Source organism: Actinacidiphila oryziradicis (assembly GCF_005047355.1).
Lineage (GTDB): Bacteria > Actinomycetota > Actinomycetes > Streptomycetales > Streptomycetaceae > Actinacidiphila > Actinacidiphila oryziradicis.
Genome location: NZ_SUMC01000036.1, coordinates 1 through 17863, shown reverse-complemented (window position 1 = coordinate 17863; position 17863 = coordinate 1). Strand labels below are relative to the sequence as shown.

Annotated in this window: 20 protein-coding genes and 2 pseudogenes; 10 read left to right on the top strand and 12 right to left on the bottom strand. The window is 70.6% G+C overall.

Going from position 1 to position 17863, the window contains the following annotated elements; all coding sequences use genetic code 11:
• Window positions 1-14: 14 nt before the first annotated feature.
• On the top strand, window positions 15-854 hold the full coding sequence (locus FCI23_RS30635; RefSeq protein WP_136727202.1) for an alpha/beta fold hydrolase: 840 nt from the start codon (window positions 15-17) through the stop codon (window positions 852-854).
• Between the two features lie 10 nt (window positions 855-864).
• On the opposite strand, the gene FCI23_RS30630 is transcribed toward FCI23_RS30635, so the two are convergent.
• Window positions 865-1356: a GNAT family N-acetyltransferase gene (locus FCI23_RS30630; RefSeq protein WP_136727201.1), complete on the bottom strand. Its 492-nt coding sequence runs from the start codon at window positions 1354-1356 to the stop codon at window positions 865-867.
• Between the two features lie 173 nt (window positions 1357-1529).
• Window positions 1530-2267, bottom strand: coding sequence for a TetR/AcrR family transcriptional regulator (locus tag FCI23_RS30625; protein ID WP_136727200.1), 738 nt, complete (start codon window positions 2265-2267; stop codon window positions 1530-1532).
• Window positions 2268-2285: 18 nt separating this feature from the next.
• Between FCI23_RS30625 and FCI23_RS30620 the strand changes: the two are divergent.
• The 7 genes and pseudogenes from FCI23_RS30620 to FCI23_RS30590 all read left to right on the top strand — a co-directional run.
• Window positions 2286-2834: pseudogene (locus tag FCI23_RS30620) on the top strand (ABC transporter permease); the annotation flags it as partial.
• A gap of 380 nt (window positions 2835-3214) precedes the next feature.
• Window positions 3215-4282: a LacI family DNA-binding transcriptional regulator gene (locus FCI23_RS30615; protein ID WP_136727198.1), complete on the top strand. Its 1068-nt coding sequence runs from the start codon at window positions 3215-3217 to the stop codon at window positions 4280-4282.
• Window positions 4279-5256: a hydroxyacid dehydrogenase gene (locus FCI23_RS30610; RefSeq protein ID WP_136727197.1), complete on the top strand. Its 978-nt coding sequence runs from the start codon at window positions 4279-4281 to the stop codon at window positions 5254-5256. Before FCI23_RS30615 ends, FCI23_RS30610 begins: the two co-directional genes overlap by 4 nt.
• Window positions 5257-5459: 203 nt before the next feature.
• Window positions 5460-5666, top strand: coding sequence for a hypothetical protein (locus FCI23_RS30605; RefSeq protein ID WP_136727196.1), 207 nt, complete (start codon window positions 5460-5462; stop codon window positions 5664-5666).
• 288 nt (window positions 5667-5954) lie between these two features.
• Window positions 5955-6851, top strand: coding sequence for an ornithine cyclodeaminase family protein (locus FCI23_RS30600; protein ID WP_136727195.1), 897 nt, complete (start codon window positions 5955-5957; stop codon window positions 6849-6851).
• Between the two features lie 118 nt (window positions 6852-6969).
• The gene (locus FCI23_RS30595; RefSeq protein ID WP_136727194.1) at window positions 6970-7908 is read left to right on the top strand and encodes a carbohydrate kinase family protein; all 939 of its coding nucleotides are present in this window, start codon (window positions 6970-6972) and stop codon (window positions 7906-7908) included.
• A gap of 53 nt (window positions 7909-7961) precedes the next feature.
• On the top strand, window positions 7962-8858 hold the full coding sequence (locus FCI23_RS30590) for an STM4015 family protein (protein ID WP_136727193.1): 897 nt from the start codon (window positions 7962-7964) through the stop codon (window positions 8856-8858).
• A gap of 63 nt (window positions 8859-8921) precedes the next feature.
• Here FCI23_RS30590 and FCI23_RS30585 read toward each other — a convergent pair whose 3' ends face one another.
• Together FCI23_RS30585 and FCI23_RS30580 are read right to left on the bottom strand one after the other, a co-directional pair.
• Entirely contained in the window at window positions 8922-9182 is a 261-nt protein-coding gene (locus FCI23_RS30585; protein WP_136727192.1) for a DUF397 domain-containing protein, read from the bottom strand.
• 3 nt (window positions 9183-9185) lie between these two features.
• A complete protein-coding gene (locus FCI23_RS30580) occupies window positions 9186-10052 on the bottom strand; it encodes a helix-turn-helix domain-containing protein (protein WP_136727191.1) in 867 nt (288 codons plus the stop codon).
• 138 nt (window positions 10053-10190) lie between these two features.
• On the opposite strand from FCI23_RS30580, the gene FCI23_RS30575 reads away from it, so the two are divergent.
• Entirely contained in the window at window positions 10191-10649 is a 459-nt protein-coding gene (locus tag FCI23_RS30575; RefSeq protein ID WP_246144211.1) for an ATP-binding protein, read from the top strand.
• A 57-nt stretch (window positions 10650-10706) separates the two neighbouring features.
• On the opposite strand, the gene FCI23_RS30570 is transcribed toward FCI23_RS30575, so the two are convergent.
• The 3 genes from FCI23_RS30570 to FCI23_RS63945 form a co-directional block, all read right to left on the bottom strand.
• Window positions 10707-11528 (bottom strand): SGNH/GDSL hydrolase family protein, encoded by an 822-nt coding sequence (locus FCI23_RS30570; protein ID WP_136727190.1) that lies wholly within the window; start codon window positions 11526-11528, stop codon window positions 10707-10709.
• Between the two features lie 309 nt (window positions 11529-11837).
• Window positions 11838-12077: a hypothetical protein gene (locus tag FCI23_RS63950; RefSeq protein ID WP_407646050.1), complete on the bottom strand. Its 240-nt coding sequence runs from the start codon at window positions 12075-12077 to the stop codon at window positions 11838-11840.
• The gene (locus tag FCI23_RS63945) at window positions 12074-12223 is read right to left on the bottom strand and encodes a helix-turn-helix domain-containing protein (RefSeq protein WP_407646049.1); all 150 of its coding nucleotides are present in this window, start codon (window positions 12221-12223) and stop codon (window positions 12074-12076) included. Before FCI23_RS63945 ends, FCI23_RS63950 begins: the two co-directional genes overlap by 4 nt.
• 318 nt (window positions 12224-12541) lie before the next feature.
• On the opposite strand from FCI23_RS63945, the gene FCI23_RS30550 reads away from it, so the two are divergent.
• On the top strand, window positions 12542-13357 hold the full coding sequence (locus FCI23_RS30550; protein ID WP_136727187.1) for a tyrosine-protein phosphatase: 816 nt from the start codon (window positions 12542-12544) through the stop codon (window positions 13355-13357).
• A gap of 10 nt (window positions 13358-13367) precedes the next feature.
• On the opposite strand, the gene FCI23_RS30545 is transcribed toward FCI23_RS30550, so the two are convergent.
• The 5 genes and pseudogenes from FCI23_RS30545 to FCI23_RS30525 form a co-directional block, all read right to left on the bottom strand.
• Entirely contained in the window at window positions 13368-13559 is a 192-nt protein-coding gene (locus FCI23_RS30545; RefSeq protein WP_136727186.1) for a DUF6126 family protein, read from the bottom strand.
• A 12-nt stretch (window positions 13560-13571) separates the two neighbouring features.
• Window positions 13572-14150 carry a helix-turn-helix domain-containing protein gene (locus FCI23_RS30540; protein ID WP_136727185.1) on the bottom strand — a complete coding sequence of 193 codons (579 nt, stop codon included), beginning with the start codon at window positions 14148-14150 and terminating at the stop codon, window positions 13572-13574.
• Window positions 14151-14211: 61 nt separating this feature from the next.
• Entirely contained in the window at window positions 14212-15609 is a 1398-nt protein-coding gene (locus FCI23_RS30535) for an aspartate aminotransferase family protein (RefSeq protein WP_136727184.1), read from the bottom strand.
• A gap of 140 nt (window positions 15610-15749) precedes the next feature.
• Window positions 15750-17648, bottom strand: coding sequence for a 1-deoxy-D-xylulose-5-phosphate synthase (dxs, locus tag FCI23_RS30530; protein WP_136727183.1), 1899 nt, complete (start codon window positions 17646-17648; stop codon window positions 15750-15752).
• 34 nt (window positions 17649-17682) lie between these two features.
• Window positions 17683-17863: pseudogene (locus FCI23_RS30525) on the bottom strand (flavodoxin-dependent (E)-4-hydroxy-3-methylbut-2-enyl-diphosphate synthase); the annotation flags it as partial.

The window sequence follows — 17863 nt, the reverse complement described above, 5'->3', positions numbered from 1 at the left end:
CGAGGATCAGCGCTATGCCGACCTTCGCCGCGTTTGACGGAACCCAGCTCTCGTACGACGTGATCGGCTCGGGCCGCCCGCTGATCTGCCTGCCCGGAGGGCCGGCGCGCGCCTCGGTCTATCTGGGGGACCTGGGCGGGCTGGGGGCGCAGCGCCGGCTCATCCGGCTCGACCTGCGCGGGAGCGGCGGGTCGGCGGCCCCGGCGGACCCGGCCACGTACCGGTGCGACCGTCAGGTCGGCGACGTGGAGGCGCTGCGGGAGCACCTCGGGGTGGAGCAGATCGATGTCCTCGCGCATTCGGCCGGGGGCGATCTGGCGGTGCTGTACACGGCCCGGTATCCGGAGCGGGTGGCGAGCCTGGCGTTGATCACGCCGAGCGCCCAGGCCCTGGGCATCGAGTTCACCGAGCGGGACCGTCGGGAGGCGGCCGGGCTGCGTATGGGCGAGCCATGGTTCACGGAGGCCTACGGGGCCTTGGGACGGATCTGGACGGGGAGGGGGACCGACGCGGACTGGGAGGGCGTCAGGCCGTTCACCTACGGCCGTTGGGACGCGGCGGCGCGGGCGCATGCCGCGTCCGGTGCCGCGCAGCGCAATGCGGACGCGGCCGCGCGGTACGCCGCCGAGGGCGCGTTCGATCCGGAGTCCACACGGGCGGCGCTGGCAGGTTTCGGGGCGCCGGTGCTGGTCCTGGCGGGCGAGCTGGACGGCGGGCCGAGGCCACGGGTGGCGGGTGAGGTGGCGAGGGTGTTCCCCAGGGGGGAGTGTGTCGTGCAGCGAGACGGCGGGCATTTCCCGTGGCTCGACGATGCCGGGTGGTTCGTTGGCGCGGTCGCGGGATTCCTCGGCTGAGGCGTCGACGTCAGTCGAGGCGCCGGTACATGATGTGCAGCCCCACATAGCCCTTGGCGGGGTGGTGGAAGGCCTCGGGGACGGTGCCCAGCACCTCGAAGCCCAGTGAGCGGTAGAGGGCTACCGCATGGATGTTGGTCTCGGCGACAGCGTTGAACTGCATGGCGTGGTAGCCCTCGGCGCTCGCCCAGTCCAGGGCGTGCTCGACGAGGGCGCGCCCGGTGCCGCGCCCGGAGTGCTCGGGGTCGACCATGAAGCTGGCGCTGCAGATATGGGCGCCGGGGCCCATCTGGTTGGGGTTCATCTTGGCCGTGCCGAGGACGGTGCCGTCGGGGGCGGTGGCGACGACGGTCCGGCCCGGGGGCTGGAGCAGCCACATGGAGCGGGCCTGCTCCTCATCGAGGTCGCGTGGGTAGGTGAAGGTCTCGCCGGCGGCGCAGATGCGGCGGAGGAAGGGCCAGATCGCGGGCCAGTCCTCGGAGGTCGCTTCTCGGATCAGCACAGCGCCCAGGGTGCCGTGCGGGGGCGCCTGCCGCCAGCGGGTTTTTAGGGGCTGCCCGGTCGCTGCGGCTGATATGCCTCCCCCAGCTACCGCTGGGTGGTGCCCCCAGCGCGGCGTGGCCGCGGCGTCGCGTGCCCTGGCACCAGCGCTCGCGGAGATCGACCGGGCAGCCCCTAGGGCTTGTCCTGGCCGCTCTCGAATTCGAACGCGTCGAGCACCCGGTTGACCATGCGGCCGAAGGCGGCGTCGTAGTCGATGGGCCCGGCGGCCTCGGCGAGGATCCCGGCGAGGCGCGGGTATTGGCCGCTGCCGATCTGCCGCGCCAGGTAAGCGCCCCGGGCCGCCTGTTCCTCGTCCGGCGACCAGGGGAAGGCGCGGGCGCGCTCCGCCGCGGCGAGTTCATTGCCGGCGAAGGCGGTGACGAGGCCGTTGATCATCGCGATGAGCTCCATCTTGGTGCCGTTGCCGGCGGGGAGGCCCTCCAGGGCGGCAAGGCAGAACTCCAGGTAGCGCAGCCCGTTCGGGCTGAAGCCGTGGACGGGCGACAGGAGGCCGGGCAGCCATGGGTGACGGTGTATGAGGGCGCGGGCCTGCACGGCGAGCATGAGCATGTCCGCGCGCCAGTCGCCGGAGGGCTGCTCGGGAAGGTCGTACTCGCTGCTGAACGCGTCGACCATGAGCTCATAGAGGTCTTCCTTGCGCGGCACATAGTTGTAGAGCGACATGGTGCCGCAGCCGATCTCGGCCGCCACTCGTCGCATGGAGACCGCGCCGATGCCGTCGGTGTCGGCGATGCGGACCGCGGCGGCCGCGATCTCGCCGCGCGTGTACGTGGGACGGGGCCCGCGGCCGGCACGTTCCGGGCGTGCCCAGATCACTTCGGGTCGGGCGGAGCTGCCGCCGGCTGCCATGTGTCATCACCTCGCCCACATCGTAGTTACGGGATGGACCGCTTCCGGACCCTGCCGATGAGCCGGGCCGCTGTCCCGCTCGGCCAGGCCGCCGCGGATGTGCTCGCGATGGCGGTCGGGCTGGTGCCACTGGCCCTGGCCGGCCTCGCGGTCGGCTGGCGGATCGAGGACGGGGCCGCCCCGGCGCTCGCCGCGTTCGGACTGCTGCTGCTGTTCCGCTTCGCGACCGTCTGGGCCGGGATCTACGTCGGGCTGGTGCTGAAGGACGAGGCCGCCGCCGGCCAGCTCGGCAGCACCACCTTCTTTCTGACGCTGCTCTCCAGCGCGTACATCCCCACCGCCGGCATGACGGGCTGGCTGCGCACCGTCGCGGAGTGGAATCCGGTCAGCGCGGTGGTCGCCGCCTGCCGCGAGCTGTTCGGCAATACCGTCCCGGGCCTGGACGACGCCCCGGGCGCGGCCTGGCCGATGACCCACCCGGTCACCGCCGCGCTGGGCTGGTCGCTGCTGCTGACAGCGGTGTTCGCGCCGCTCGCCGTACGGAGGTACGGACGCGGCGACGCGTAGCGCGACGGCCATGGCGTCAGGGCCGTCAGGGCCGCGGTCTGAGGCTACTGGCTACTACCAACTGGTGTCCCGCAACAGCGGCAAGTGCCTCGACATCACGGGCCTCCACCGACCTAAGCAGGCGGCAAACGCCAACGCCCAGGAACGCGTGCCTTCATCGGCTTCCTCCTGTGCCGTGCGGGGACATTCTCCACGCGGCACATACGGTGCCGTCCTCCCGTCCCGTTCCAGGGCCCTCCCAACCGGTTGTCGTCCGGCGAAAGTTTCGGATCGGAGCCAGATGGACGAGACCTTTTCCCCGGGCCCCGGCGCTGCTAACGTCCGTTCCAGCAACCGGTTGTCCCCCTGTCCACGTGTCCAGCTGACCCGCGAGGAGCACCGTGACGAGGAAGAGTCCCGAGGCCCACGGCCGTAACACCATCCGGGACGTCGCCGCCCGCGCCCAGGTCTCCGCCTCGACCGTCTCCCGCGTCCTGGCCGGCGATTACCCGGTGAGCACCGCCACCCGCACCCGCGTCCTGCGGGCGGTCAAGGACCTCGACTATGTTGCCGACGCCCGGGCCCGTGCGGTCGCCGGCGCCGGGACGGCCACCATCGCGTTCGTGCTCGACGACATCACCGGCCCGTCCTTCGCGCACATGGCACAGGGCGTCGAGCGGGAGGCGGCGCAGCGCGGCCACGTCTGCCTGGTGTGCACCACTGAGGGCGACCCCGAACGGGAGCTGGCCGTCGTCGAGCTGATGCGGGCGCAACGGGCCGCGGCCGTGATCCTGGTCGGTGGCACCGTCGACACCCCGGAGTACCGCGAGCGCATGTCCCGGATCGCCCGTGCCCTGCAGTCGGCCGGTTCCCGCCTGGTGCTGTGCGGGCGGCCGCCGCTGGGCGACGGCACTCCTGCCACGGTCATCGAGTACGACAATGAAGGCGGCGCCTACGCCATGACGAGCCATCTGCTGTCCATGGGCCACCGCCGCATCCTCTTCCTCGGCGGCGCCGGATCCACCACCGCGCTCGGCCGGGAGCGCGGCTACCGCTCCGCCCACCGCGCCTACGGCACCGAGCCCGACCCGGCGCTGCTCCGCCCCGGTGACTTCACCCGCGACTCCGGCTACCGCCGCGTCCGCGAGGCCCTGGCGGGCGGGCGGCGCTTCACCGCCGTCTTCGCCGCGACCGACATGGTGGCGGCCGGCGCGCTCACCGCGCTGCACGAGTCGGGCATCCACGTCCCCGGCGAGGTGTCGCTCGCGGGCTACGACGACATCCCGTTCGCGCGTGACCTGCATCCGCCGCTCACCACGGTGCATGTGCCGTACGAGGAGATGGGCCGCACGGCGGTGCGCACTGTGCTCGGCAGAAGGCCGGACGCGGGGGACGAACACCGGATGCTGGGTACGCATGTGGTGCTCCGTGCCTCGGTCCGGGCGGCTGCGCTTGGGGTGGGCGCATGACCGGCGCGCTCTTCGCGATGGACCCGGTCCATCTGCCCGTGCTGTTCCCGGATCCCGTGCTGGACCGGCTCTCCGGGCTGGTCCGGATCCCGCGCGCCGCCGAGCCCGTGCCACGTGCGTCGCAGGACGCGGAGGTGCTGATCACCGGCTGGGGGTGTACGCCGCTGACCGCGGACGTACTGGACCGGCTGCCCCGGCTGCGGGCGGTGCTGCACGCGGCGGGCAGCGTCAAGTCGCACATCACCCCCGCCTGCTGGGAACGCGGACTGCTGGTCTCCTCGGCCGCCGCCGCCAACGCCCTGCCGGTCGCCGAGTTCACGCTGGGCGCGATCCTGCTCAGCGGCAAGGACGCGTTGCGGATGCGCGCTCTCTACGCGGCCGAACACCGCTCTCCCACGCCGGGCGAGACCGCCCGGCTGGGCAACCACGGGCGCCGCGTCGGCATCGTCGGCGCGTCGAAGATCGGGCGCAGGGTGATCGAACTGCTGCGGCCGTTCGATGTGGAGGTCGCGGTCTACGATCCGCATCTCGGGCCCCAGGACGCGGCGGCCCTCGGTGTGCGGCATCTCGGACTGGACGAACTGGTGGCGTGGAGCGAGGTGCTGAGCGTCCACGCCCCCGATCTGCCCGAGACCCGCCACATGCTGGACGCCCGGCGGCTGGCCCTCCTGCCGGACGGCGCGGCACTCATCAACACCGCACGCGGTGCCCTCGTCGACACCGCCGCCCTGACCACGGAGCTGTCGACGGGCCGGATCTCGGCAGTCCTGGACGTCACCGATCCGGAGCCGCTGCCCGCCGCCTCGCCGCTCTTCCAGCTGCCCAATGTGCTGCTCACCCCGCACATCGCGGGCGCGCTCGGCAACGAGCTGGAGCGGCTGGGCTCCGTGGTCGTCGACGAGATGGAACGGCTGCTGTCCGGCCAGGTGCTGCGGCACCGGGTGCTGCGGGCGGATCTGGCCCGCATCGCCTGATCGCGTGCGGTTGCCGGACGGGCAGCTGTCGGGTGGTCGGGTCGGGGGGTGATTGCCAGACCCTCGCGCTACCGTCGGACGGGCCGGGGGCGCGCTGGAGGATGTGCCGCTGCGGGTCAACCGGATCCGGCGGAGCGAGGCGGGGATCGCGGCAGCCGGACAGCCGCCGCAGCGGACCATGCTCTTAGAGGCCGCGCGAATAGGTGGGGCGGCTGGCCGAGTGCCTGGCGAGATGCCTCTCCTCCGATGGGGGCCGGTACGCCAATTTCAACACCCCTGCCGAGGCGTTCGTGGTCTTCGCCGAGCAGGTGTTCCGGTATCCACGGGGTGACCCGGCGGGCCGCGGACGGGCCCAGGAGTACGGCAGATCCGTGGGGGTGCCCGAGCCGCAGCTGGACTGGGAGGACTGATACCGCGTTCCCGGATACTGCCGGTCCGCCAGTGGGCGCGGCCGGGCGGCGGTGCGGGTCCTTCAAGTGCCCACACCCGCCTGAGAGTTCACTCGAATGGGTGACACGGTACCGAGGGGCTCCGCGGCCCCGTACTGCGCCGCCATGACGGCCGGTGGAGCTGACGTCGGCCCACGTCAACGGGGCCTGCCCGAAGGGAGAATCAGCCCCGACCGGGCAGTCGACACAATTCCCCGGGGAAGCCCAGAATGCGCTCAGCAATTGAACCACCGCTAACAAGGAGCACCGATGCCACCACTGCTGCTCGGCGACGACGATGTCCGCGCCCGTCTCGACGCGCCCACCGCCGTCACGGCAGTCCGGCAGGCCCTTCTCGCGCACCACGCCGGGACGCTCACCGCCCCGCCGCGGGTCCGTACCGGACTCGGGGATGGCGATCTGGTCTTCACCGCCGGCCAGCTGCGCGAGCAGGGCCTGCACGGCTTCCGGGTGTACGACGACTGGGACAGGAACAGCGACCAGCTCGTCGCCGTCTGGGACACCGGCACGGGCCGCCTGCGCGGTCTGGTGCACGGCGGTGAGCTCGGGCCGCGCCGCACCGGGGCGATCGGCGCCCTGGCGGTGAACGCGCTGGCCCGGCCGGAGGCGTCGCGGCTGGGCCTGGTCGGGGCCGGGGTACAGGCCTGGACGCAGCTGTGGGCGCTCGCCGCTGTCCGTCACATCGACGAGGTCGTCGTCAGCGCCTCCCGGCCGGCCCGCGCGGCGGCGTTCGCCGAGCGGGCCTGGCGCGAGCTCGACCTCAAGGTCAGGGCGGTGGACTCGGCCGAGCGGGCGGTCCGCGGCCAGGACATCGTGATCGTCGCGACCAACAGCCCGACCCCGGTCCTGAACGAGGAGTGGGTCTCCCCCGGCACCCATCTCACCACCCTCGGTCCCAAGACGGTCTCCCAGCACGAGATCCCGGCGGCCCTCGCAGAGCGCGCCGACGTCGTCGTCACCGATTCACGCGCCCAGGTCGCCGGATACGCCGAGAGCCACATCTTCGGCCTGTCCACGATGACCGAGCTCGGCGCGGTGCTGGCCGGCGCGGCGCCGGGCCGGACCTCGGCGGGGCAGATCACCGTTTTCTGCTCGGTGGGCCTGGCCGGTACGGACGTCGCGGTCGCGGCGGCGCTGCTCGGTTAGGCCGGACACGGCCGAGGGCCTGTCCGGCCGTCTCCGTGGCGTCGAGTCTCCACGGAGACGGCCGGACAGGCCCTAGCATGGGCCAGCACGGGGTGCGGAAGCTGGCGGGAGGGCCGATATGACCACGGCGATGCAGCCGTACGACGTCCTTGTCGTCGGCGGGGCCGGGGTGGACACGATCGTGAACGTCGACGCTCTGCCGGTGCCGTACGAGGACTCGGTGCAGGTGCCGCCGATCCGGGAATGGGCCGGGCACACCGGTACGGGAGTGGCGCTGGGCTGCCGGGCGCTGGGCATGACCACCGGGTTCATCGACTTCGTCGGTGAGGACCGGCTCGGCGACTTGGTCCGCGAGCGCCTGGCGGAAGCGAAGGTGGAGTTCTACCCACTGATCTCCCCCGCCGGCACCCGCCGCGCTGTCAACCTGGTCTCGGCCGACGGCCGGCGGATGTCCTTCTACGACGGCCGTGACCCGCTCGACCTGCGGATGCCGCCCGAGTTCTACCTCCCTCAGCTGCGGCGCGCACGGCATGTGCATGTCTCGATCCAGCATTACGCGCGGTTCCTGTACGACGACGTCCAGACACTGGGCATCCCCGTCTCCACCGATCTCCACGACTGGGACGGGGTCTCCGAACACCACAGGGAATTCGCGCTCCGCTCCGACCTGGTTTTTTTCAGCGCCGCCCGCGCCGGGCAGCGGACCGCCGACATCATGCGCGGCATCCTGCGCGACGGCCGCGCCGAGACCGTCGTCGCCACTGACGGGGCGGCCGGCGCCTATCTCCTCACCCGCTACGGCGCCGGCGGGCAGCCCCGGCACATCCCCTCGGTCGCCCCGCCGGGCCCGGTTGTGGACAGCAATGGCGCGGGCGACGCCTTCGTCTCCGGCTTTCTGCACGGCCGCTCCCGCGGTCGCTCGCCCCGGGAGTGCGCGCTGCTGGGCTCGGTCGCGGGGGCGTACGCGTGCGTCACCGAAGGCACGCACACCTCGCTGATCGACCCGGCGGGACTGGCCGAGGGCTACGCGCGCGCGTCGATTGTCAGTGGGGCTTGATATATCTGCTGTCGAGTCAGACTCTGCCCCGTCGGCGTCAGGAGACCCGCGACATGTCCGCTGTAGAGCAGCTGCAGGAGCTGCACGGCCTGCTTGCCTTCGACTTTCCCGCAGCACCGGAGGAGGGCGGTCTGCCGGAACCGGATTCGGTCGCGTGGCGGCTCTCCGTCGCCCCGGAGGGCGGCCACGGCACGACGGATTTCGAGGAGCTGTGGGAGCGGTTTCTCGGTGCGATGGACGCTTGCCGGGTCCGGGCTCTGATCATCGGCGAGTGGGACGCGCTGGAGGGCAGCGACTCGGGCGCCGCCGTTCAGCTGCTGGCCGCCGCCCGGGACCGGCTGACAGCGCTCCAGGCGGTCTTCCTGGGTGATGTGGAGGGCGAGGAGGCCGAGCAGTGCGATGTCACTCCGGTCCTCGACGCCTATCCGGCCTTGCGTGAGCTCGGCATACGGGGCGGTGCCGGTCTGCGCTTTCCCGCCGTCCGCCACGCGAGCCTTCGCACCCTGGGCATCGAGGCCGACGGGCTGCCGGCTGAGGTGGTCCGCGGGGTCGCGGCGAGCGAGCTGCCGGCGCTGGAGTATCTGGAGTTGTCGCTGGGGGCGGAGGAATGCGGCGGCGACTACACCGCCGACGACCTCGCCCCCATCCTGGCGGGCGACGGCCTTCCCGCGCTGCGCCACCTGGGCCTGGCGCACAGCGACCTCCAGGACGAGATCGCCATCGCGGTCTCCTCCGCCCCAGTCGTGGCCCGGCTCCAATCCCTGGACCTCTCCCTGGGCACGCTGGGCGACGAGGGAGTGGAGGCGCTGCTGGATGGGGTGCCGCTGACCCATCTGGAATGGCTGGACCTGCGCTCCGAATACATCGGCGCGGACACGGCCCAGCGGATCCGGAAGGCCCTGGAACCGCAGGGGGTGGAGGTGGACCTGTCCGAGCCGGGCAGGTCCTGATTCCCCGCGGGTCAGGCAGCGTGCGGTGTACGACTGGCCGGCCGGTGCGGAAGCCCGCACCGGTCACGCCGTGCGCCGTTCGGTGTCGCCCGCGAGCAGGAAGTCGGCGTCGCCGTTCTTCGCACCCTGGATGAACCTGCTGATCTCGTGGTCGGTGTAGATGAGCGCCGGGCCGTCCGGGTCGGTGGACTGCCTCAGCGCCACCCTGCCGTCGTTGAGCTTCTTGGCCTCGAGGCAGGAGCCGCCGTTGCCGCCGCTCCAGGGCTTGCGCCAGCCCTCGATCCCGAGGTCGGTGGCTGGCATGCCGTTGTATATCCGGTCCATGGTTCAGATCCCCCTGTGAATGCCACTAAGAATGGCCTCGGTGCTCAGGGCCGGTGCCGCTTGGGCGCACATCCGGTCCAGAGCCTCCAGATAGGCCGATACATCGTCGCGTTCGTCGAAGTAGGCGGCGCCGACCAGGCTTTCCGTGAAGACGACATCCGGCAGTTCCTGGATCTGGAACCGGAAGATGTGGAACGGTCCGTACATCGCGGAGTGCGGTCCGGCCGAGAACTCCATGATTTGCAGGCGGACGTTCGGCAGCGCGCAGGCTTCGATGAGCCGGGCGGTCTGGGCGCGCATGACTCCGGGTCCGCCGATGGGTCTTCGCAGCACCGTCTCGTCCAGGACCACCCAGAACAGTGGCGCGTCCCGGCGGGTGAGCAGCGACTGCCGCTCCATACGGAGCGCGACGCCGCGTGCGATCTCCTCCTCGGACGCGGTCGGCAGGCCGGCCCGGAGTACGGCGTGGGCGTAGTCGGCCGTCTGTAGCAGTCCGGGGACATAGTGCGGCTCATAGGCGCGGATGACGCTCGCCGCGCCTTCCAGGCTCACGAAGGCGCTGAACCAGTCGGGAAGGACGTCGCGGTAGCGGTGCCACCAGCCGGGCTGGTTGGCCTCGCGGGCGAGTGACACGAAGATGTCGATCTCGGCGTGGTCGGTGACGCCGTAAGTGCGGAGCAGCTTCTCCACGTACGGGATCTTCAGGCCGACCTCGGCCTTCTCCATCCGGCGGATAGTGGCGTGGGTGACGTCCAGGGCCCGGCCGGCCTGTTGATAGGAGAAGCCGGCCTTCTCGCGCAGATCCTGGAGCCGCTTGCCCAGGACTACTCGCAGGACGGTGGGTGCGCCGCCCGATCGCGCGTCCGTCACGACCCACTCCCTCCCCAACTTCCCTCGCGGGGGAGCAGTCTGTCATGTCGTCAGCGCAGCGAACAGCCTGTTGCGATGATTCTGTAATTTACAGATCGCATCTTGCCAACCGTTCGGTGCGGCCCGCATAGTAGCGAAGTGGCTTCCCCCCAAGACGCTCTCCGGTTAGAGCGCCGTGGCGACATCGACGCCCGTCGCTGCCAGTACACGTTTCACTTGCCCGCGCTGGGCGCTTCGGTCGCCGAGGCGCGGCAGCGGGTACGGACGCGGCTGCGCGACTGGGGAGTCCACGAAGAAACCCGGGACGACGCCGAGATGGTGATCTCCGAGCTCTTCACCAACGCCGTGCGGCACACCGACAGCGAACGGGTCATCTGCACCCTGCGGCTGACCGGCACGCTGCTCCGGCTGGAAGTGGCCGACCAGGGTTGTACGCAGACGGAGCCCCGGTCGCGGGAGGCGGAGGCCGACGAGGAGTCCGGGCGCGGGCTGCTGTTGGTGGGCGCGCTGTCAAAGGAATGGGGCTCCCGGCCCAACGACCGTGGCCCGGGTCGCGTCGTATGGGCCGAATTGTCCCCGGTCCGCATCCTCCCGTGAACGTTTCTGTCTGCCGTTGAACGCGGCCCCAAGAGGCCGTCGGCCCGGGCGTCCTGCCTACGGCAGAGGCAGCAGGTCCGGGCGCTTGGGCTCGACGTTGTCACCGGAGGACTCGCCGCGCAGCCGCCGCCCGATCCAGGGCACCAGGTACTCCCGGGCCCATTGGATGTTGTCCCGGCGCACCTCGGCGGGGGCCCGCGCCGGCTCCGGCGGCCACGGCTGGTCCGGGTCGGCCGGCACCTCCAGGCCAAGCACCTGCCCGGCGCGCAGCGCGACCCGGGTGTGCCCCTCCGGGGACAGGTGCAGCCGGTCCCCGTCCCATGCCCGCCGGTCCTGTATCGGGCGGAGCGACCAGAGGTCGAGCACCGGGCAGTCGTACCGGTCGGCGATGGAGCGTACGTGCGCCGTATAGGTAGCGATCTTGCCGCGCAGATGACGCAGCACGGGCACCCCGCGGGTGTCGACGCCGGTGCATACGAGAACTGTGCCGACCGAGGAGGTGAGGTCGGCGACCGCGGCCTCGAAGCGGTTGGCGACATCGTCCGGGTCGCTGCCGGGCCGCAGGATGTCGTTGCCGCCCGCGCAGAAGGTCACCAGGTCCGGGCCGAGCTCCTTGGCGCGCGGCACCTGCTCCGCGACGACCTGGTCGAGGAGCCGGCCTCGTACGGCAAGGTTCGCGTACCGGAAGTCCCCGGGAGCGGAGCCGCCCAGGAGATCGCTGCCGGACCCGCGGTCGGAGAGCAGCACCGCGAGCCGGTCGGCCCAGCCGATGAGGGACCCGTCGGGGCCGGGGTCACCGACGCCTTCGGTGAAGCTGTCGCCGATTGCCGTGTACGACCCGATCACGCCAATGTTGTTTGTCTTCGAATCGTCTGCCACGAGAGCACATACTTCTCCCCGCGAAGTAACTTACGCCACCGTAACCAGAGGTTGACGGGGCGTGATTAATGCCACTGGCAACGGTTTGGAAAATGTCGGAATAGGCCGCCGGAGTTTTGGGTTTCTGCTCCAATCAGCTCGCCGAAGCGCTGGGCGTGCAGGTAGGCGAGGACGACAGTCTCGTCGCCGCGCATGTGCTGGAGCGCCCTGAAGCCGTCCGGGCCGCCGGGCGGACGCAGCCGGTAGAGGGCCGGGACCACGTGACCTTGAGGTTGCCGATCTTGGCCACGTACACCGTGCCGTTCTCCTTCAGGGAGAAGGCGTTCGTGTTGAGGCGGACGGACTGCCGGGTGTCTTTCTTCGATTTGTACCGGGCGGCGCGGTCTTTCGGCCTTTGCGGTGGCCCTTGAGGGAGAAGTTCTTGTAGGCGGTGTCCAGGTCGCGCAGGGACTGCTGGTGTACGACAGCGGATACCTCGGCGAGCCATCCGCGCTCGATGGTGCGTTTGGCCTGGGTGATGTGCACCTTGGACAGTTCGGCCGAGGTCACGTACGGCAGCCCGCCGCGTGTGCTTCCGTGCGGGCGCGCAGGCAGTCGTTCCACACCACGCGGGCGCATCCGAACGCGCTCGCCAGCGCGGTGCGCTGGCGCTGGAGGGCGTCCGGGTACACCCGATAGTCGTACCGTAACTGCATGTGAGTGACCGTACTGGGGCTGGTCCGAGGGAGACAAATGACGGGTTTCGGCGTGGCAGGCATGTGGTTTCGGCGATGCACGTTCACTTGGTCTTTGTGACCACATACCGGCGTGGCGTGTTCAACGACGAGATAGTGCGCCACGAAGTTCTGTGTGACCGAGTGGAGGTGAGAGACCACCACCATCGGGCCGTCGCAGCGGCCCGGTAGAAGCTGGACACATACCTCTTGGTACGCACAATGGACGGCTGTCGTATCGTCGGCTTTGGCTTTGACCCGCGGTGACCACACCGCGGGCCGCGACCCCAGGGAGCGCGTGTGACCCAGCAGCTGCCGCAGACCGCCTCGACCGAACCCGAACCCGAGCTCACCGGCGTACGCAACTTCCGCGATGTCGGCGGCCTCCCGACGGCCGACGGGCGCCGGGTACGGCACGGACGGCTCTTCCGCAGCGGACATCTGGCACACGCCACCGAGAAGGACGCGGAAATCCTCACCGCCCTCGGCCTCGGCACCATCTTCGACTTCCGCAACACCTCCGACATCAAGCTGGAGGGCCCGGACATCGCCCTGCCCGGCGTGCGCAACGTCAACATGCCGCTGAGCGATCCCGCCGCCGGCGCCGACTTCTGGGTCACCGTGCGGCGCGGCGACCTCGCCGCCCTGCGCACCGCCCTCGGCGACGGCAGGGGCGCGGGCCGCATGATCAAGGCGTACCGGCAGCTCATCCTCGACCGCAACGCCGAGCACAGCCGGATGCTGGAGCTGCTCGCCGAGGAGGAGGCCGTGCCGGCGCTGCTGCACTGCGCGGCGGGCAAGGACCGGGCCGGCACCTCGATCGCCATCATCCTGCTCGCCCTCGGCGTCGGGCGCGAGGCCATCGAGCGCGACTACCTCAAGAGCAACGCCACCCACCGCCGCTACAGCGTCCAGCGCGTCGCCGCCGTCGAGCCGGCCGCCCACCCGGAGGTCAGCCAGCTGCTCAGCCCGCTCTTCGAGGCCCGCGCGGAGTACCTGGCGGCCGCCTTCGACACCATGGAGGAGCGCTGGGGGTCCGTCGACCGCTACCTCACCGAGGGGCTCGGTTGCATCCCGGAGCGCCGCGAGCGGCTGGGCGCCCTCCTGCTGGAGTAGCCGGCACCGGCTACTTGGCCCCCGCCAGGTAGAAGATCCAGATGAAGAAGCCCACGATGGCATGGACGGCGACCAGATAGATCCCGACCCGGACGGTCAGCCCGAGCGGTGCCTTGGTCCCCTCGTCGGAATGGCGTACGGAAGGATTTTCTACCGGGGGATTTCCGGCAGGGGGATTTCCCACGGAGGGGGGTACGGACATCAGGGTGCTCCTTCAGCCGCCGAGGCACAGCTCGGCGGGCGCGCTCTGCAACAGGGTGTGGACGAACAGCAGCTCCACGGCGCCGGACGAGGCAGCGGCGATACGGTGCGGTGTCAGCGAGTCGAAGTGCGCGCTGTCCCCCGGCCCCAGCACATGGACGGCCTCGCCGAGTGTGAGCCGCAGCTCGCCGTCCAGCACATGCAGCCACTCCTCACCCGGATGGACCCGGACCAGGCCGTCCTGCGGGCCGGACGGCACCCGCAGCCGCAGCGCCTGCATCGCCCGGCCGGGACCTCCGGCCTGCCAGTACGTCCAGCCGCCCGCGCGGGCCGGCTCCATGCGGTCGGCGCGCACGATCGGCTGCTGAGCGGGAACGGTCTCCCCCAGCAGATCGGACACTGTCGTACCGTAGAGCCTGGCCAGGGCGAGCAGCATGGGCAGCGACGGCTGGCGCCGTCCGGTTTCCAGCCGGGAGAGATGCGCGGGTGACATACCGACCCGCGCCGCCGCCGCCTCGAGCGTCAGGCCACTGCGACGGCGCAGTCCTCGCAGTTGCGGGGCGAGATCCGGCTCCGCCGGTGGAGAGGTCATGTCTCCGGTATAGCCACGTCCGGCCTGACAGGCAAAAGATTTGCCTGTCAGGCAAAACCCCTCAGCGGTTCGCCACCGCCTGCTTCACCAGGGTGCGGCCGAAATCCCACATCAGCCCGCCACCGGAATGCGCCTCATCCATCACGGACGTGAACGCGTCGACAAAACGATCCACCTCCCGCTCGCCGATGATCAGCGGCGGGATCAGCTTGATGACCTCGAGATGGTCGCCCGAGACCTGTGTCAGGATCCGGTGCCGCTGCAACAACGGCACCACCACCATCTGCGCGAACAGCCCCTTCCTGGCCGCCTGCAACATCGTCCACCGGCTGCGCAGCCCCAGCGACTTGGGCCGCCCGAACTCGATCCCGATCATCAGGCCCCGGCCCCGTACCTCGTAGAGCAGCTCGTACCGGTCCACCAGCGCCGCGAGCCGGGTACGCAGCAGATCCCCGGTGCGCCGGGCGTTCGCCACCACCTGCTCGTCCTCCATGACGGCGAGCGTCGCCAGCCCGGCCGCCATCGCCTGCGCGTTCGCTCCGAAGCTCGCCGAGTGCACCAGCACCCGGTCCATGGACGAATAGACCTTCTTGAAGATCCACTCCTTGCCGAGGGTGGCCCCCACCGGCACATAGCCACCGGAGAGCATCTTCGCCACGCACACCAGGTCGGGCTCGACGCCTTCATCGTGGCTGTAGGCGAAGAATTCGCCCGTCCGGCCGAGGCCGGTCTGCACCTCGTCGGCGATGAGCAGCGCCTTGTACCGGTGCAGCAGCTCCTGCGCGGCGCGCAGATACCCCGGCGGCGCGGCATGCACCCCCTTGCCCTGGATCGGCTCGACGATGAGCGCCGCGACATCACCGCGCTTCAGCTCCTTCTCCAGCGCCGCCAGGTCGCCCAGCTCCACGGCGGTGTCCGGGAGCAGCGGAGCGAAGCCGTCGCGGAATCCGTCCTCCCCGTTGACCGAGAGGGAGCCGGTGGTCAGGCCGTGGAAGGCATGCGTGCAATACAGTACGCGCGGCTTGCCGGTGGCGTAGCGGGCGAATTTGAGGGCGGTCTCGACCGCCTCCGTACCGCTGTTGCCGAAGAATACCCGGTCCAGATGCGGCGCGTAGGTGAGCAGCTTCTCGGCGAGCAGCCCGGGCAGCGGCTGGCAGTCGAACCGGGTGAGGTCGGCCAGGCCCGCGTCCAGTACGTCATGGAGCGCCTTGCGGACGACCGGGTGGTGGCGCCCGAGGCCCATCACGCCGAATCCGGCGAGCATGTCGAGGTAGTCCTGGCCGTCCTCGTCCCAGAAGTACGCCCCTTCGGCTCGCTCGTAGACCTTGTCGAAGCCGATGGTGTGCAGCATGCGCGGCAACTGGTGATTGAGGTAGTTGGTGTGCAGGTCATAGCGCTCGCCGCCGCGCTGGGCGAGCAGCGTCGCCAGGTCAAAGGGTTTCGGCTCCGCCGGTTCCATGGTTTGCGGGCTCCTTAGCTTCTCCAGAGCTTCTGCAGCTGCTTCTTCAATTGTCCTCGGGCGCTTGGCCACGGCCGATTCGAGGCCGACGCGGCGCGGGCCGGCGGTCGGGAACCCTTTCGGAGTCCGGGGTGGAGGCGTCACGTCGGCGGCAGCGCCTCGTCGTCGGGGCGGAGGCGGGTGAGGGTGGCGCTGATGCGCCCGGCGATCTCGGCGGGGGTGAGGCCGATGTCGGCCAGCACCTCGCCGCGTTTGGCGTGGGCGAGGAACTGCTGGGGGATGCCGAAGTCGCGTACGGGTATGTCGACCTCCGCGTCCCGGAGGGCCTGGGCGACGGCAGAACCGACGCCGCCGGTGCGGCTGTTGTCCTCGACGACGGCGACGATGCGGTGCTGGGCGGCGAGCGGCGCGAGCGCGGGGTCGACGGGCTTGACCCAGCGTGGGTCGACGACGGTGGCGCCGATGCCGCGTTCTCGCAGAAGGGCCGCGGCGGCGAGGCAGGTGGCGGCGAGGGCGCCGACGGAGACAAGGAGCACCTCGGGCCGGTCGCCGCGGTGGAGGACGTCCAGGCCGCCGATGCGGTCTATGGCGGGGAGGGGTTCGCCGAGGGTCTCCTTCGGGAAACGGATGACGGTCGGGGCGTCGTCGACGTCAAGCGCTTCCCGGAGCTGGGCGCGGAGCTGGTCGGCGTCGCGCGGGGCGGCGATCCGCAGGCCGGGGACGACCTGGAGGATGGACATGTCCCACATGCCGTTGTGGGAGGCGCCGTCGTCACCGGTGACGCCCGCCCGGTCGAGGACGAATGTGACGCCGCATTTGTGCAGGGCGACATCCATGACCACCTGGTCGAAGGCACGGTTCAGGAACGTCGCGTAGACAGCGACGACCGGGTGCAGCCCGCCGGTGGCCAGTCCGGCGGCCGAGACGGCGGCGTGCTGTTCCGCGATGCCCACGTCGTAGATCCGGCCGGGGAAGGCGTCAGCGAATTTCTGCAGACCGACCGGTTGGAGCATCGCGGCGGTGATCGCCACGACATCGGGGCGCTCAGCGCCGATGCGGAGCATCTCGTCGCCGAAGACGGCGGTCCACTTCGGGCCGCTGGACGGGGTGAGAGGCGCGCAGGTGAGCGGGTCCATGGCGGCGACCGCGTGGAAACGGTCGGCCTCGTCCTGCTCGGCGAAGGCGTAGCCGCGGCCCTTCTGGGTGAGGCAGTGCACCAGCACCGGGCCGTGGAACCGTTTGGCCCGGCGGAGGGCGGATTCGACAGCCGGGATGTCATGGCCGTCGATCGGGCCGACGTATTTCAGCCCGAGGTCCTCGAACATGCCCTGGGGCGCGAAGGCGTCCTTGAAGCCCTTCTTCGCGCCGTGCAGGGATTCGTAGAGCGGCTTGCCTATGACGGGGGTGTGCTGGAGCAGCTGTTTGCCCCAGGCGAGGAAGTGCTCGTAGCCGTCGGTGGTGCGGAGGGTGGCGAGGTGGTTGGCGAGGCCGCCGATGGTGGGGGCGTAGGAGCGTTCGTTGTCGTTGACGACGATGATGACGGGGCGGTCCTTGGCGGCGGCGATGTTGTTGAGGGCCTCCCAGGCCATGCCGCCGGTGAGGGCACCGTCGCCGATGACGGCGACGACCTGGTCGGCGCGGCCCAGGACCTGGTTGGCCTTGGCGAGGCCGTCGGCCCAGCCGAGGACCGTGGAGGCGTGGGAGTTCTCGATGACGTCGTGGTCGGACTCGGCCCGGGAGGGGTAGCCGGAGAGGCCGCCCTTGCCGCGGAGCTTGGAGAAGTCCTGGCGGCCGGTCAGGATCTTGTGGACGTAACTCTGGTGGCCGGTGTCCCACAGGATGCGGTCGACCGGTGAGTCGAAGACACGGTGCAGAGCGATGGTCAGTTCGACCACGCCGAGATTGGGTCCCAGATGGCCGCCGGTTCGGGCGACCGCCTGGACCAGGAAGTGGCGGATCTCGGCCGCCAGGTTGTCGAGCTGCCCTTCGGGCAGCGCCTTCAGATCACGCGGACCTCGGACGTTCTCGAGCATCGACACGTTGGGACCTCGTTCCCTGCGCAGATTGCTGGTTTCAGCCCACGCTGACTTGGGGCTCGCCCGAGGCGATGCCGTCGGCCTCCATCTCCTCGGCGATCTTCATCGCCTCTTCGATCAGGGTCTCGACGATCTTCGACTCCGGGACGGTCTTGATCACCTCGCCCTTGACGAAGATCTGCCCCTTGCCATTACCGGACGCCACCCCGAGATCAGCC

Bases quoted from the DNA above. Each gene is read 5' to 3' on its own strand.
- FCI23_RS30595 (WP_136727194.1), top strand. From the start codon at position 6,970: ATGACCACGGCGATGCAGCCGTACGACGTCCTTGTCGTCGGCGGGGCC.
- FCI23_RS30535 (WP_136727184.1), bottom strand. From the start codon at position 15,609: ATGGAACCGGCGGAGCCGAAACCCTTTGACCTGGCGACGCTGCTCGCC.
- FCI23_RS30625 (WP_136727200.1), bottom strand. From the start codon at position 2,267: ATGGCAGCCGGCGGCAGCTCCGCCCGACCCGAAGTGATCTGGGCACGC.
- FCI23_RS30590 (WP_136727193.1), top strand. From the start codon at position 7,962: ATGTCCGCTGTAGAGCAGCTGCAGGAGCTGCACGGCCTGCTTGCCTTC.
- FCI23_RS30610 (WP_136727197.1), top strand. From the start codon at position 4,279: ATGACCGGCGCGCTCTTCGCGATGGACCCGGTCCATCTGCCCGTGCTG.
- FCI23_RS30585 (WP_136727192.1), bottom strand. From the start codon at position 9,182: ATGGACCGGATATACAACGGCATGCCAGCCACCGACCTCGGGATCGAG.
- FCI23_RS30635 (WP_136727202.1), top strand. From the start codon at position 15: ATGCCGACCTTCGCCGCGTTTGACGGAACCCAGCTCTCGTACGACGTG.
- FCI23_RS30600 (WP_136727195.1), top strand. From the start codon at position 5,955: ATGCCACCACTGCTGCTCGGCGACGACGATGTCCGCGCCCGTCTCGAC.
- FCI23_RS30540 (WP_136727185.1), bottom strand. From the start codon at position 14,150: ATGACCTCTCCACCGGCGGAGCCGGATCTCGCCCCGCAACTGCGAGGA.
- FCI23_RS63945 (WP_407646049.1), bottom strand. From the start codon at position 12,223: ATGCAGTTACGGTACGACTATCGGGTGTACCCGGACGCCCTCCAGCGC.
- FCI23_RS30545 (WP_136727186.1), bottom strand. From the start codon at position 13,559: ATGTCCGTACCCCCCTCCGTGGGAAATCCCCCTGCCGGAAATCCCCCG.